Origin of the sequence: Microbispora sp. NPDC046933 (assembly GCF_040644635.1) — a bacterium.
GTDB lineage: Bacteria > Actinomycetota > Actinomycetes > Streptosporangiales > Streptosporangiaceae > Microbispora.
This window is the reverse complement of sequence record NZ_JBEYWW010000017.1, coordinates 146,876-160,320: the sequence shown is the minus strand read 5'-3', so window position 1 is coordinate 160,320 and position 13,445 is coordinate 146,876. Positions and strand designations below refer to the sequence as shown.

14 protein-coding genes are annotated in these 13,445 nt (G+C 74.5%); 5 read left to right on the top strand and 9 right to left on the bottom strand.

What is annotated here, in order from left to right:
- Positions 1-2: 2 nt before the first annotated feature.
- The gene (locus ABZ857_RS23390) at positions 3-1,109 is read left to right on the top strand and encodes a class I tRNA ligase family protein (RefSeq protein ID WP_357046186.1); all 1,107 of its coding nucleotides are present in this window, start codon (positions 3-5) and stop codon (positions 1,107-1,109) included.
- Positions 1,110-1,123: 14 nt separating this feature from the next.
- On the opposite strand, the gene ABZ857_RS23385 is transcribed toward ABZ857_RS23390, so the two are convergent.
- Genes ABZ857_RS23385 through pobA form a run of 8 tightly spaced genes read right to left on the bottom strand, consistent with a single transcriptional unit; the run spans position 1,124 to position 8,105 of the window.
- On the bottom strand, positions 1,124-2,464 hold the full coding sequence (locus ABZ857_RS23385) for an MBL fold metallo-hydrolase (protein ID WP_357046184.1): 1,341 nt from the start codon (positions 2,462-2,464) through the stop codon (positions 1,124-1,126).
- Positions 2,461-3,408, bottom strand: a complete 948-nt coding sequence (locus tag ABZ857_RS23380; RefSeq protein WP_357046182.1) for a carbohydrate kinase — start codon at positions 3,406-3,408, stop codon at positions 2,461-2,463. The genes ABZ857_RS23385 and ABZ857_RS23380 overlap by 4 nt, the downstream gene beginning before the upstream one ends.
- Complete coding sequence (pcaC, locus tag ABZ857_RS23375) at positions 3,405-3,785, bottom strand: 4-carboxymuconolactone decarboxylase (RefSeq protein WP_357046180.1); 381 nt, start codon at positions 3,783-3,785, stop codon at positions 3,405-3,407. Before pcaC ends, ABZ857_RS23380 begins: the two co-directional genes overlap by 4 nt.
- A complete protein-coding gene (gene pcaD, locus ABZ857_RS23370) occupies positions 3,782-4,549 on the bottom strand; it encodes a 3-oxoadipate enol-lactonase (RefSeq protein ID WP_357046178.1) in 768 nt (255 codons plus the stop codon). The genes pcaC and pcaD overlap by 4 nt, the downstream gene beginning before the upstream one ends.
- The gene (pcaB, locus tag ABZ857_RS23365; RefSeq protein WP_357046176.1) at positions 4,546-5,751 is read right to left on the bottom strand and encodes a 3-carboxy-cis,cis-muconate cycloisomerase; all 1,206 of its coding nucleotides are present in this window, start codon (positions 5,749-5,751) and stop codon (positions 4,546-4,548) included. Before pcaB ends, pcaD begins: the two co-directional genes overlap by 4 nt.
- On the bottom strand, positions 5,741-6,232 hold the full coding sequence (gene pcaG, locus ABZ857_RS23360) for a protocatechuate 3,4-dioxygenase subunit alpha (RefSeq protein ID WP_357046174.1): 492 nt from the start codon (positions 6,230-6,232) through the stop codon (positions 5,741-5,743). Before pcaG ends, pcaB begins: the two co-directional genes overlap by 11 nt.
- Complete coding sequence (gene pcaH, locus ABZ857_RS23355) at positions 6,229-6,909, bottom strand: protocatechuate 3,4-dioxygenase subunit beta (RefSeq protein ID WP_357046172.1); 681 nt, start codon at positions 6,907-6,909, stop codon at positions 6,229-6,231. Before pcaH ends, pcaG begins: the two co-directional genes overlap by 4 nt.
- Complete coding sequence (gene pobA, locus ABZ857_RS23350; protein WP_357046169.1) at positions 6,906-8,105, bottom strand: 4-hydroxybenzoate 3-monooxygenase; 1,200 nt, start codon at positions 8,103-8,105, stop codon at positions 6,906-6,908. The genes pcaH and pobA overlap by 4 nt, the downstream gene beginning before the upstream one ends.
- A 70-nt stretch (positions 8,106-8,175) precedes the next feature.
- On the opposite strand from pobA, the gene ABZ857_RS23345 reads away from it, so the two are divergent.
- The 3 genes from ABZ857_RS23345 (at position 8,176) to ABZ857_RS23335 (ending at position 11,215) form a co-directional block, all read left to right on the top strand.
- A complete protein-coding gene (locus tag ABZ857_RS23345) occupies positions 8,176-8,961 on the top strand; it encodes an IclR family transcriptional regulator (RefSeq protein ID WP_357046167.1) in 786 nt (261 codons plus the stop codon).
- 34 nt (positions 8,962-8,995) lie between these two features.
- On the top strand, positions 8,996-9,799 hold the full coding sequence (locus ABZ857_RS23340) for an SAM-dependent methyltransferase (RefSeq protein WP_357046165.1): 804 nt from the start codon (positions 8,996-8,998) through the stop codon (positions 9,797-9,799).
- 159 nt (positions 9,800-9,958) lie between these two features.
- A complete protein-coding gene (locus ABZ857_RS23335; protein WP_357046163.1) occupies positions 9,959-11,215 on the top strand; it encodes a hydrogenase maturation protease in 1,257 nt (418 codons plus the stop codon).
- Here the strand turns inward: ABZ857_RS23335 and ABZ857_RS23330 are convergent.
- Positions 11,106-11,597: an OsmC family protein gene (locus ABZ857_RS23330; protein ID WP_357046161.1), complete on the bottom strand. Its 492-nt coding sequence runs from the start codon at positions 11,595-11,597 to the stop codon at positions 11,106-11,108. The genes ABZ857_RS23335 and ABZ857_RS23330 overlap by 110 nt on opposite strands.
- A gap of 179 nt (positions 11,598-11,776) precedes the next feature.
- Between ABZ857_RS23330 and ABZ857_RS23325 the strand changes: the two genes are divergently transcribed.
- Positions 11,777-13,441, top strand: a complete 1,665-nt coding sequence (locus tag ABZ857_RS23325) for a GAF domain-containing protein (protein WP_357046159.1) — start codon at positions 11,777-11,779, stop codon at positions 13,439-13,441.
- Positions 13,442-13,445: the final 4 nt, after the last annotated feature.

Below are 13,445 nucleotides of genomic sequence, written 5' to 3'. Positions count from 1 at the left end.
TCATGCTGACGATCGGCCGGCGGCCGCTGCCCGTCGTGGGCCGCGCCCGGATGTACGTGTGCGGGATCACGCCCTACGACACGACCCATCTCGGTCACGCGAGGACGTTCGTGTGGGCCGACGTGGCGGCGCGGGTGCTGCGGCACGCCGGCGTGCCCGTCGAGGTGTGCCGCAACGTCACCGACGTGGACGACGTGCTGACCTCGGCGGCGCGCCGGGCCGGCAGCCCGTACGACAGCTTCGCCGCGGTGCAGCAGTTCTACTTCGACCGGGACATGGCGGCGTTGCACGTGCACCCGGTGACGTACGAGCCGCGGGCGCACACCTACGTGCCGCAGGTCGTCGCGCTCGCCCGCGCCCTGCTGGAGCTGGGCCACGCGTACGAGCGGGACGGCGCGGTGTACTTCCGTGGTGCCGGTGTGCGCGAGCGGGCCGGGATCGGCGCCGAGGAGGCGGCCCGCCTGCTGGCGGAGTTCGGCGACGATCCCGCCTCTGATGGGGGCGACCCGCGCAGGGACGACCCGGCGGACGTTGCGATCTGGCGGCCGTCGGCGGAGGGGGAGCCGGGCTGGCCGAGCGAGTGGGGCGCCGGGCGGCCGGGGTGGCACGCCGAGTGCGCCGCCATGGCGCTGACGACGTACGGCCCTGCCCTCGACCTGCACGCCGGCGGCGCCGACCTGCGCTTCCCGCACCACGCGTACGAGGCCGCGATGGCCGAGGCGGTGACCGGGGTGCGGCCGTTCGCCCGCGCCTGGCTGCACGTGGGGGTGGTCCGCGTGGACGGCGCCAAGATGGCCAAGTCGGCGGGCAACCTCGTCTTCACCGCCGACCTGCTGCGGCACCACCCCGTCGGCGCCGTGCGCCTGCTGCTGCTCGATCACCCGTGGGCGGCCGACTGGGACTACCGTCCCGGCGGCCTGGAGGAGGCCGCGGCCCGGCTGGAGCGGCTGCATGCGGCGGCCGGGCGGCCCGCCGCCTCGGCGGCGGGTGAGCGGGCGGCGGTGCGCGCGCTGCTGGACGACCTGGACGCCGCGACCGCCCTGGCGATCGCCGAGGAGGAGGGCGGGCAGGCCGCCCGCACCGTGATCGCGGTGCTCGCCCTCGGCTGAGAGCGGCTGACGGATCAGGCGGCGGCCGCCCGGGCGTCGTACTCGTCGTGCACGGCCACCACGTCCCGCCCGGCGGCGGCCAGGATCGAGGCGGCGATGGACGCCCGGTAGCCGGTCGCGCAGTGCGTCCACACCTCGCCGTCCGGCACCTCGCCCAGCCGCGCGGGCAGCTCGTGCAGCGGGATGTGGACCGCGCCGGGGACGTGCGACTCGCGCCACTCCACCTCGCGGCGCACGTCCAGGACCACGATCGGACGGCGGCGGCGCACGGCGGCCAGATCGGCGAACGTCGCCGTCGGCATGGTCCGGGGTTCGTCGCCGCCGGTCCACTCGGTGGGTTTTCCGGTGGCGGCCGCTGCCGGGCGGTCGATGCCGATCCGCGCCAGTTCGCGCTGGGCCCGCGCGATGTCTCCGGGCGTCTCGCCGAGCAGGGTCACCGGCGCTCCCCAGGGTAGGAGCCAGCCCAGATAGACGGCGAGGTTCCCGTCCAGCCCGAAGTTCAGCGTTCCCGCCAGGTGGCCGGCCGCGAACGCCGTACGGGACCGCAGGTCCACCACCCACTCGCCGGCCCGCAGGCGGCGGCGCAGTTCGGCGGCGTCCGCACGGTGCGGCGCGGACAGGTCGGGCGCGTGCGGCCCGGCCTGGTTGAGCGATGCCATGTGCGCGTAGTACGCCGGGTAGGCGTCCAGCCCGGCCAGCAGCGACTCCACGTACTCGTCCTCGCCCCGGGTCAGGACCGGGTTGACCCGCCGCTCCCGGCCGAGCGTCGACTCGGTGACCTCCGACTGCGTGGCCGCGCAGAAGCTGCCGAACCCGTGGGTGGGCAGGACGTCCGTCTCGGCCGGCAGTTCGCGGGCCAGCCGGCGCGCCGAGGCGTACTGGGCGCGCGCCAGCGTGCCGGTGTGCTCGGGGCCGAGCAGGTCGGGCCGCCCGGTCGTGCCGAGCAGCAGCGAGCCTCCGGTGAAGACGGCGGGCGGCCGGTCCGGGGACTCCAGCACGTACGCCAGGTGGGTGAAGGTGTGGCCGGGGGTGGCGACGACCCGCAGGCGCGTCCGCGGGCCCACCTCGACCACGTCTCCGTCCTCGACGGGGCTCCGGTCGAACGCCACGGGGTCGGCCGAGTTGACGTGGTAGTCCGCGCCGGCGGCCCAGGCCAGGGCGGGCCCGCCGGTCACGTAGTCGTTGTGCACGTGGGTCTCGAACACGTGGCGGATCTCGACGCCGCGCCGCTCGGCCAGGCGGAGCATCCGGTCGACGTCCCGCTGCGGGTCCACCACGAAGGCGACCTCCCCGTCGGTGACGAGGTAGCTGCGGTCGCCCAGCGAGGGGGTCTCGACAGGGATGATTTCGATCACTTGGGTCCCTCCTCGGCTCGTGAGGCACCCGTACCCAGGGAAAAGGACTTCACCTCCTCCCGGGTCGGCGGGACCGCGCCGGCGCGGGTGCACACGATCGCGGCCGCGGCGCACCCCTGCCGCAGCGCCTCGGCCACGCGCCCGGGGCTCAGATCCGTGCTCAACGGAGCGCCGTCGAGCGCGTCGAGGTAGGCGGCGGTGAAGGTGTCACCCGCGCCGACCGTGTCCACGACCTCGACGGCGGGGGCCGGACACGTGATCACCTCGCCGCCCATGCTCCCGTCACGCAGCACCGCCGCGGCGCCGTCGCCGCCCCGGGTGACCACCACGAGCCGCGGGCCCAGGCCGGCCCATCGTCGCGCCACGTCGGGCCAGGGCTCACCCGGGTAGAGCCAGTCGAGGTCCTCGGCGCTCACCTTGACCAGGCGCGAGAGCCGTACGCACTCCTCGACGTGGGCCAGGGCGCGCGCCCGGTCGCCGATGAGGGACGGCCGGATGTTCGGGTCGTAGGACACCGTGATCCCCGCCTCCGCGGCGGCCCGCATCACGTCCCGCACGTGGGCGGCGCCGGGCCCGGCGAGCACGGCCAGGGAGCCGGTGTGCAGGCAGGTCACCCCGTCGAGCGTGACCGGGGCCGAGAACCGCCAGTCGAAGCGGAAGTCGTAGGAGGCCGAGCCGTCCGCGCCGACCCGGGCGAAGGCCAGGCCGGTCGCCGCCGCCGGGGCGAGGTCGCCGGTCCCGAGGCCGTGGCGGGCCAGGTGATCGCGCAGCAGGCCGCCGAAGAAGTCGTCCCCGGTCTCCCCGGCGAACCGCACCGTGCGGCCCAGCGCGGCCAGCGCCACCGCGACGTTGAGCGGGCTGCCGCCGGGCACGGCGGTGAAGGTCCACGATCCCGGCGTGCCGATCAGGTCGACCAGGCTCTCGCCGACCACCAGAAAGGTCATCCGGCCTCCTCCCCTGGGTCCTCCGCCAGCACCCGCTGGGCGACGGCGAACGCGGCGTTGGCGGCGGGCACCCCGCAGTAGATCGCGGTCTGCAGCAGCACCTCCTTGATCTCGTCGGTCGTGAGGCCGTTGCGCCGCGCGGCCCGCACGTGCATGGCCAGCTCCTCCAGCTGCCCGCGCGCCACCAGCGCGGTGAGCGTGATGCAGCTGCGGGTCCGGCGGTCCAGCCCCGGCCGGGTCCAGATCTCGCCCCACGCGTACCGGGTGATCAGGTCCTGGAAGTCCGCGGTGAACTCGGTGGTCCGCGCCTGCGCCCGGTCCACGTGCGCGTCGCCCAGCACCTCCCGGCGCACCCGCATTCCGTCCTCGTAGCTCATGGCGTCCTCCAGCGGGTGGTCAGATGCCGGGTGATCGCCTCGTTCACGACGTCCGGGCGTTCGGCGGTGGCCAGGTGGGCGGCCCCCGCAACGACCAGCAGCTCGGCGTCCGGGATGCCCCCGGCCAGGACCTCGGCGTGCGCGGGCGGGGTCGCCGGGTCCTCGGCTCCGGCGATCACCAGCGCGGGCGCGCGGACCTCGCCGAGCCGGTCGCGGACGTCGAAGACCGCCAGTGCCTCGCAGCAGGCGGCGTATCCCTCCGGGTCCGCGCCACGCAGCATGTCCAGGTAGCGCTCGGCGTCGGGGAAGCCCGCCGTGAACCACCGGCTCCTCGTCGCCTCGGTCAGGGGTTTCGTGCCCTCCGCGCGGACCAGCGCCGCGCGTTCGTGCCAGCTCTCGGCCGTGCCGAACCGGGCGGAGGTGCAGCACAGGACCAGGCTCGCGACCCGGTCCGGCGCGGTGAGCGCCAGCGTGGTCCCGACGGCCCCGCCCAGCGACACCCCGGCGTACGCGACCGCGTCCAGGCCGTGCCGGTCCAGCAGGGCCAGCACCCCGGCGGCGAGGTCGTCCACGGTCGGATCACGGGTGAAGCCGGACGCGGCCGGCGACCCGCCGTGGCCGGGCAGGTCGTAGCGGAGCACCCGCCAGGTGCGCGTGAGCGCGGGAAGCTGCGGCTCCCACAGGTCGAGCGTCGTGCCCAGCGAGGGCCCGAGCACGACGACCGGCGCGTCCGGCGGCCCGTCGAGGCGGTGATGCAGGATCATGATGCCTTTCCCTCATGGTGCTGCAGGGCCCGGTCCACGAGAGCGGACGCGGATCCGACGCCGGGGTCTTCCCCGTGATCGGCCAGCACGGCGAGCAGATGATCGAGATTGTGCCGCATGCGCTCGGGGAACACCTCCAGCCCCTCGGCCAGCTCGGCGGCCGTCTCGGCCGCGCCGCCGGCCAGGCGCAGGCACTCGCGCAGCGGCTGCCACTCGGCGTGCCAGCTCCCCGCGGGCCGCTCGTGCTCGGCGACCCGCGAGGCGAGCAGGATCTGCGCGAGCGCGGGCGCCTGCAGCGCCGCCGACCTGATCATCGTGGCGAGCACCGGGTTGCGCTTGTGGGCCATCGCCGACGAGCCGCCCCGGCCCGGCGCGGCGGGTTCGGCGACCTCGCCCACCTCGCTCTGCGCCAGCAGGATCACGTCGGTGGCGAGCTTGCCCAGCGCGCCCGTGACGGCGGCGAGCGCGCAGGCCAGGTCGGTCACGGGCGTGCGCAGCGCATGCCAGGGCAGCACCGGCTCGGCCAGCCCGGTCTCGGCCGCGAACAGGGGCAGCAGGTCGAGGGCCCGCTCGCCGTACCCGGCCATGGTGCCGGCCGCGCCGCCGAGCTGGACCGGCAGCCGCACCGCCGCCAGGCGGTCGCGCGCGTCCCGGCAGCCGACCAGCCATCCGGCGGCCTTCAGCCCGAACGTGGTGGGCACCGCCTGCTGCCCGAGCGTACGGCCCGCCATCGGGGTGTCGCGGTGCTCGCCGGCCAGCCGCGCCAGCCCGGCGAGCACCCGGCTGAGATGGCGCAGGATCACCTCGCGGGCCCGCGCGGCCACCAGCATCGCCGCCGTGTCGAGGATGTCCTGGCTGGTGGCGCCGTGGTGAACCCAGGACCCCGCATCGCCCGCGGCGGCCCGCAGATCCTTGACCAGCGGCACCACGGGGTTGCCGGCGTCCCTGGCGCGGCGGGCGAGATCGGCGACGTCGTAGCGGTCCTCCCGCGTCAGGAGCCGGGCCGCCTCGGCGATCGCGGCGACGGCCCGCTCAGGGACGACGCCGAGGCGGGCCTGCGCCCGCGCGAGGCAGACCTCCGCCTCCAGCATCGCCCGCAGCCAGGCGTCGTCGGCCGTGACCGCCGCCACGTCAGTGCCCGCCCACACCGGGGAGAGCAGGCCGCGATCAGAACCCGCGTCAGAACCCGCGTCAGAAATCAAGGAAGACCGTCTCCTCCTCGCCCTGCAGCCGTACGTCGAACCGGTAGACGTCCTGCCCCTCCGGGCGGGCCAGCAACGTCGCGCGGCGGGCCCGGTCGAGGGAGTCGAGCAGGGGGTCGGGCGCGTCGGCGAGGTAGACGCGGGTCCGCACCGGCTTGAGCAGGCCCCGCGCGAAGACCAGCAACGCGAGGTACGGCCGGGACGGCGGCGCGGTGCGGAACCGGTAGGAGCCGTCGGGCGCGGTGCCGCACCGGCCGAAGCCGCAGACCCCGGCTCCGCCGCGGCCCAGGGCCCCCCGGGTGCCGGTCTCGCCCGTCCACAGCTCCAGCAGGGCGTCCGGCACCGGCTCGCCCGCCCCGTCCAGCACGCGGCCGGTGATCGTCACGGCCCCCGGATGGCCCTCAGGGACGAGCTCCCAGTCGCCCGCGTACGGCAGGGCGTACCCGAAGAACGGGCCGACGGTCTGCGAAGGGGTGGTCACGCGTCCTCCATCGGGGTCTCCATCGGGGTACGGCCGAGCACCACGTCCCACCGGTAGCCGAGCGCCCACTCCGGCTCGGTGACGTCCAGGTCGAAGGTGGAGACGAGCCGCTCGCGCGCGGCCGGGTCGGGGATGGACTGGAAGATCGGGTCGAAGGCGAACAGCGGGTCGCCGGGGAAGTACATCTGCGTCACCAGGCGCTGGGTGAAGGCCGTGCCGAACACCGAGAAGTGGATGTGCGCGGGCCGCCAGGCGTTCGGGTGGTTGCGCCAGGGATAGGCCCCCGGCTTGATCGTGACGAACCGGTAGCGGCCCTCGTCGTCGGTCAGGCACCGGCCCGCGCCCGTGAAGTTGGGGTCGAGCGGCGCCGGGTGCTGGTCGCGATGGTGGGCGTACCGGCCGGCGGAGTTCGCCTGCCAGATCTCCACCAGCGTGTTCCGCACCGGCCGCCCCGACGCGTCGAGGATCCGCCCGGTGACGATGATGCGCTCCCCGAGCGGCTCGCCCGCGTGGCCCGCGGTCAGGTCGGCGTCGAGCGGGTCCACCTCGTCGCGACCGAAGACCGGGCCGGTCAGCTCGGCCGCCTCCGGATCCTCCTTCATCTCCAACGGCGGCCGGGACGGCGCCCGCAGGACCGTGCTGGCGTAGTCCGGGTAGAGGTAGGGCGGGTGCGTCACGATGTCTCCTCCTTCGGGGTTTCGTATGGCAGGCCCACGTAGTTCTCCGCCAGCGTCGTCCCGGCCGCCTCCGAGGACGTCACGTAGTCGAGGTAGGAGGTCTGCAGCCGCCGGGCGTAGGCGTCGTCGGACTCGAACGTGTGCAGCAGCGTCGTCATCCACCACGAGAAGTGCTGGGCCCGCCACACCCGGGGCAGGCAGGCCCGCGAGTAGCCGTCCAGCGCCTCCGTCGAGCCGTCGGCGAAGAAGCGGGCCAGCGCCTCGGTCAGCACCCGCACGTCGGCCACCGCCAGGTTGAGCCCCTTCGCGCCGGTCGGCGGCACGATGTGGGCCGCGTCCCCGGCCAGGAACAGCCTGCCGTACTGCATGGGCTCGGCCACGAAGCCGCGCATCGGCGTGATCCCTCTTTCGACGATGTCGCCGGTCGCGAGGGTGAAGCCGGGCACGGTCTCCAGCCGGGCGCGCAGCTCGGCCCAGATCCGCTCGTCGGGCCACGCGGCGAGGTCCTCGTCGGGCGCCACCTGGAGGTAGAAGCGGCTGATCTCCGGAGAGCGCATGCTGTGCAGCGCGAAGCCGCGCTCGGTCCGCGCGTAGATCAGCTCTTCCGACGACGGCTTCACCCGGGCCAGGATGCCGAGCCAGGCGAAGGGGTAGTCGCGGCGATACTCGGTCAGCACGCCCTCGGGGATCGACGTCCGGGACACGCCGTGGAAGCCGTCGCACCCCGCGATCACGTCGCAGTCCAGCCGCTCCTCCGCGCCGGCCGAACCGGTGAAGGTGAGGTACGGCCGGTCGGTGTCGATGTCGTGCACCGCCACGTCGTCCACCTCGAAGCGGACGTCGCCCCCGTCCGCCAGCCGGGCGGCGATCAGGTCCTTGACGACCTCCTGCTGGCCGTACACGGTGATGGACCGGCCGGGCACCAGCCGCTCGAAGGGGATCCGGTGGCCCGCTCCGCCGTACCGCAGCTCGATGCCGTGGTGGGGCAGGCCCTCCCGCTTCAGCCGCTCGCCCACGCCCGCCTCGATGAGCGTGTCCACCGTGCCCTGTTCGAGCACCCCCGCCCGCACCCGCCGCTCGACGTACTCCCTGCTGCGGCGTTCGAGCACGACGGACTCGATCCCGCGCAGATGGAGGAGATGGGAGAGCAGCAGGCCGGCGGGTCCGGCCCCGATGATCCCGACCTGAGTTCGCATGGCTCAAGCATCGGGAAGCATCCGCCGTTCCGCGTAGGCTTTGCTTCTACTGAGTGGAAGAGGGAGTCACATGGCCGGCGGCGCACGCGACCTGGGGCGCTCCGTGACGTCCCGGGTGCTGGCCATCCTCGGTGCCTTCGACGCCCACCATCCCCGGCTCACGCTGACGGAGATCGCCGGGCGTACCGGCATGGCGCTGAGCACCGTCCACCGGCTCGTCGCGGAGCTGGAGGAGTGGCGCGCCCTACGCCGCGGCGCCGACGGGCGCTACCAGATCGGCCGCCGCCTGTGGGAGCTGGGACAGCTCGCCCCCGACCCGCTGCACGAGGTGGCGCACCCCTGGCTGCAGGAGCTGTTCGGCGGCACCGGGGAGAACGTCCACCTGGCGGTGCGCGACGGGGTCGAGGTGCTCTACGTGGACAAGGTGTACGGCAAGCGGGCCGTGCCGATCGTGTCGCGGACCGGCTCGCGCCTGCCCATGCACCCGACCGGCGTCGGCAAGGCGCTGCTCGCCTTCGAGCCGGGCTGGTTCGTCAGCTCCTACCTGTCCCGGCCGCTGGAGCGTCCCACCCCGCACACGATCACCGAGCCGGGCCGGCTGGCCCGCGAGCTGGCGCAGGTGCGCGCCCAGGGGTACGCGACCACCCACGAGGAGATGACGCTCGGCTCCTGCTCGGCCGCCGCGCCGGTGCTGGTCGGAGACCGGGCCGTCGCGGCCGTCGGCATCGTGGTCTCCTCGAGGCGGGTGCGCGAGCTGCCCCGCCTGGTCGATCCGCTGCTGACCGTCGCGGCGCGCATCGCCGGCGACTACCGGGCGGCCGTGACCGGTCCCCCGAAATCGATCAACGTTCGTTAGGATCGGCGGCGAACGTGAGAAAAGGGGATCGCGGGTGAGCCGGGACGAGGAAGCGCTGAAGGCCATCGACTTCTCCACGCCGAGTGTGGCGCGGATCTACGACTGGTGGCTGGGCGGCAAGGACAACTTCGCGGTGGACAGGGCCGCCGCCGAGAAACTGCTCGAACTGGTCGGCTCCGACGGCCGCCTCGTGATCAGGCAGAACCGGGAGTTCCTCGGCCGCGCCGTCCGCTTCCTCAGCGAGTCGGGCATCCGGCAGTTCCTCGACCTCGGCACCGGCATTCCCACGCAGGGCAACGTCCACGAGGTCGCCCACGAGGTCGATCCCGAGGCGACCGTCGTCTACGTCGACAACGACCCCATCGTCGCCGCGCACGGCCGGGCGCTGCTCACCGGCAGCGGCCGTACGGGCGTGGTGCATGCCGACATGCGCGACCCGGACACGATCGTCGAAAGCCCGGTCACGAAGGAGCTGATCGACTTCAGCAAGCCGGTGGCCGTGCTGTTCGTCGCCGTGCTGCACTTCGTGGACGACGACGACGCCGAGCGGGTGGTGTCCTACTTCCGCGAGCGCATGGCTCCCGGCAGCTACCTCGTCATCTCCCACGGCACCCAGGGCCGCCTCAGCGAGGACACGATCACCGAGACCCGGGCGGTGTACGAGAAGTCCACGGCAGCGCTCCGCGACCGCACGCCCGAGCACATCGCCCGGTTCTTCGCCGGGTTCGAGCTGGTCGAGCCGGGGCTGGTCGACGTGGCCGACTGGCACAACGACAGCGACTTCATCGAGCACAGCAAGGGCGGCTACGTCCTCGGCGGGGTCGGCCGGCTCCGCTGAGGCTCCCCGGCGATCGAGGCGGCCTGCGGGGCCGAGGTCACCGGGCCGCTGCGCGACCTGCGGCTGCTGCTGTACTACGGCGAGTGGATCGAGTCGCACGCGCTGCACGTCTACCTGCTGCACGCGCCCGACTTCCTCGGCTACGAGAGCGGCGTCGCGATGGCCGCCGACAGCCGCGACCTGGTCGAGCGCGGGCTCGAACTGAAGAAGGCGGGCAACGAGCTGATCACCGCGATCGGCGGGCGGCCCATCCACCCCGTCAACGTCAGAGTGGGCGGCTTCTACCGGGTGCCGTCCCGGCGCGAGCTCGCCCCCGCCGCCGAGCGGCTGCGCCGCGCCCGCGACCACGCCCTCGCCACCGTCGCCTGGGTCGCCGGGTTCGACTTCCCCGACGTCGAGCACGACTACCGGTTCCTCGCGCTGCGCCACCCCGGCGAGTACGGCATCCTGTCCGGCACGGTCGTCACCGGCGACGGACACGGCCCGGTCTCGGGCTTCGAGGTGGCGCGGTGGCCGGACCACGTGACCGAGGAACAGGTGCCGCACTCCACGGCGCTGCACGCCAGGCTCGACGGCGAGACCGGCTACCTCACCGGCCCCCTGGCCCGGTACGCCCTCAACTCGGCGCGGCTGTCCCCGCTCGCCCGGGAGGCGGCCGCCGCCGCCGGTCTCGGCCCCGTCTGCCGCAACCCCTACCGCGGCATCGTCGTGCGGGCCGTGGAGATCGTCCATGCGTGCGACGAGGCGCTGCGCCTCCTCGGCGGGTACGCCGAGCCGGAGCGGCCGTGCGTGCCGGTCGAGCCTCGGCCCGGCGTCGGCCACGGCGCGTCGGAGGCCCCGCGCGGCACGCTCTACCACCGCTACCGGCTGGACGAGGGCGGACTGGTGGCCGAGGCCGACATCGTGCCCCCACCGCGCAGAACCAGGCGCGCATCGAGGCGGACCTGCGCGACCTGCTGGCGCCGCGCCTCGCCCTGCCGGAGGACGAACTGGCCCTCCTGTGCGAGAAGGGTCGCGCGGCTGCTGCGGGGCACGCTGCCGCCGTCCGTCGCCGTCGTGGAGAGCTCCGGGGACCCGGCGGCGCTGGTCGAGGTGTGGTCGGGCGCCGCGCTCGCGATCGTGGTCGACGCCGTCTCCTCCGGCGCTCCGCCCGGCACCGTCCACAGGCCCGTGCGATCGCTGCCGCGCGCCGCGTGGCGCTGCGCGGGCTCTCACTCCCTCGGGCTGGCCGACGCCGTCGAGCTGGGACTCGCCCTGGGCCGCCTGCCGGGGGAACTGGTCGTCGCCGGAATCGAGGGCGGCGACTTCACCCCCGGGGCCCCGATGACGCGGCCGGTCCTGGCCGCGGCCCGCCGTACGGCCGATGAGCTGCGGGAACGGCTGTCTCGGGAACGGCCTGGCGGACCTCGAACGTGACCTGCGGCGGCACCCGCAACGTGGTGCAGACCGCGCAGTGCTCCAGGACCGACAGGAGCGAGGCCCGCAGCCCCTCGGGCAGGCCGGGGGCGTCCACCGACAGCTCGATGGAGTCGATCCGCCCGGGGCAGACGCCCAGGCGGTATCGCGCGGTGACGCCCACCCCGGCGGGCAGCTGACGGTGGCGTAGGTAGCGTTCGGCGCAGCAGGCGACACCGGCGGCCACGCTGCCCACGAACAGCTCGGCCGGAGTGGGGCCGGTGTCGCTCCCGCCGACGTCCGCGGGCTGGTCGGCGCGGACCACGTGGCGCCCGATCCGTACGTCGAACCGGTCGGCTCCGTGCCAGGCGACCCGGATGACGCCGTCACGCGCATCACTCATGGCGCACCCCCGCGTCCGATCGGGCTCTATCCGAGTATGTCCGTGACCGGCGGCGGGTGAGCGCACACGGAGGGTAAGAAGCCGGTCGCGACCTGGCAAAGACCAGGAGCCCGCAGTGCCCTGGTTTGCGACACTTTCAACTGTGGCGGACATGCGTGGGGCCGACGGGGGAGCGGACCGTGATCCCGCAGACGCGCCTGGACGGGCTGCTGACCGAGCTGCACACGAGGTTGCAGGCGGTCCTGACGACGCGTGACCGGGTCCACGCGTTGCTGGAGGCGGTCGTCTCGGTGGGCGGGGACCTCGATCTGGAGACCGTGCTGCGCCGGATCGTCGAGACCGCCGCCGCGCTGGTCGACGCCAGGTACGGCGCGCTCGGCGTGATCGGGGAGGACAACACGCTCGCCCGGTTCCTCCCGGTGGGGCTGAGCGAGGAGGAGATCGCCGGGATCGAGCACTGGCCGCACGGGCTGGGCCTGCTCGGGCTGCTGATCAAGGAACCCCGGCCGTTGCGGCTGGCCCGCATCTCCGCGCACCCCGAGTCGTACGGCTTCCCGCCCGGCCATCCCCCGATGGCCGGCTTCCTCGGCGTGCCCGTACGCGTCCGAGGCGAGGTGTTCGGCAACCTCTACCTGACGGAGAAGCGCGGGGGCGGGGAGTTCGACGAGGACGACGAGGCGATCGTCGTGGCCCTCGCCAGCGCCGCCGGCGTGGCGATCGAGAACGCCCGCCTGTACGAGGACACCCGCCGCAGGGAGACCTGGCTGCAGGCGTCAGCGGAGATCACGACGAGCCTGCTGTCCGGCGCGGAGACGCCGCGGGTGCTGACGCTGATCGCCCGCCGCGCCCGGCAGATGGCCGGCGCCGACGCGGTGGCGATCCTGCTGCCGGAGGACGGCGGCCGGACGCTGCGGGTCGCGATCGCGGACGGCGTGCCCGGCCCGGCCCGGGTGCTCCGGCTGCCCGTCGAGGGCTCGCTGGCCGGGCAGGCCTTCGTGCACGCCGAGCCCCGCGCGGTCGCCGACCTGGGCGACACCGACCTCCTCACCGCGGTCGCGGAGGCGGGAGCGGTGTGCGCCGTGCCGCTGGGGGCCCCGGGAGCGGTGCGCGGGGTGCTGTCGCTCGGCAGGCGGCCCGGCCGCGTCCCGTTCAGCCGGCCGGAGGTGCGCATGCTCCACTCCTTCGCCGGGCACGCGGCCGTGGCGCTCGAACTGGACGAGGCGCGCAGGGACGCCGAGCGGCTCGGCCTGCTCGAGGACCGCGACCGCATCGCCAAGGACCTGCACGACGTGGTCATCCAGCGGCTGTTCGCGGTCGCCATGATGCTGACGAGCGCCGCGCGGCTGGAGGAGCACCCGGAGGTGGCCGCGCGGCTGCGGACCGCGATCGACGAACTCGACGACACGATCCGGCAGATCCGCTCCACGATCTTCGCCCTGCAGGCTCCGGCCGGCGCCCCCGGGCTGCGCGCCCGGCTCGCCGAGCTGGTCGAGGGCGCGCGGGGGCCCCTCGGCTTCATGCCGGCCCTGCGCATGGAGGGACAGCTCGACACCCGCGTGCCCGCTCCCGTCGGGGAGCACCTGATGGCAGTGGCGCGGGAGGCGATCTCCAACGTGGTGCGGCATGCCCACGCCACCCGCGCCACCGTCACCGTGCGCCTGGACAAGGACCGGCTGACCCTGCTCGTGGAGGACGACGGGGTCGGCATCCCGGCGCGGGGACGCCGCAGCGGCCTGCGCAACCTGCGCGACCGCGCCGAGAGCCTGGGCGGCTCGTGCGCAGCCGAGGCCCGCGCCGCCGGGGGCACCCGCCTGTGCTGGAGCGTCCCGCTGCCGTCGACATGAGGAG

Bases quoted from the DNA above. Each gene is read 5' to 3' on its own strand.
- ABZ857_RS23390 (WP_357046186.1), top strand. From the start codon at position 3: ATGCTGACGATCGGCCGGCGGCCGCTGCCCGTCGTGGGCCGCGCCCGG.
- ABZ857_RS23380 (WP_357046182.1), bottom strand. From the start codon at position 3,408: ATGACCTTTCTGGTGGTCGGCGAGAGCCTGGTCGACCTGATCGGCACG.
- pcaC (WP_357046180.1), bottom strand. From the start codon at position 3,785: ATGAGCTACGAGGACGGAATGCGGGTGCGCCGGGAGGTGCTGGGCGAC.
- pcaD (WP_357046178.1), bottom strand. From the start codon at position 4,549: ATGATCCTGCATCACCGCCTCGACGGGCCGCCGGACGCGCCGGTCGTC.
- pobA (WP_357046169.1), bottom strand. From the start codon at position 8,105: ATGCGAACTCAGGTCGGGATCATCGGGGCCGGACCCGCCGGCCTGCTG.
- ABZ857_RS23345 (WP_357046167.1), top strand. From the start codon at position 8,176: ATGGCCGGCGGCGCACGCGACCTGGGGCGCTCCGTGACGTCCCGGGTG.
- ABZ857_RS23335 (WP_357046163.1), top strand. From the start codon at position 9,959: ATGGCCGCCGACAGCCGCGACCTGGTCGAGCGCGGGCTCGAACTGAAG.
- ABZ857_RS23330 (WP_357046161.1), bottom strand. From the start codon at position 11,597: ATGAGTGATGCGCGTGACGGCGTCATCCGGGTCGCCTGGCACGGAGCC.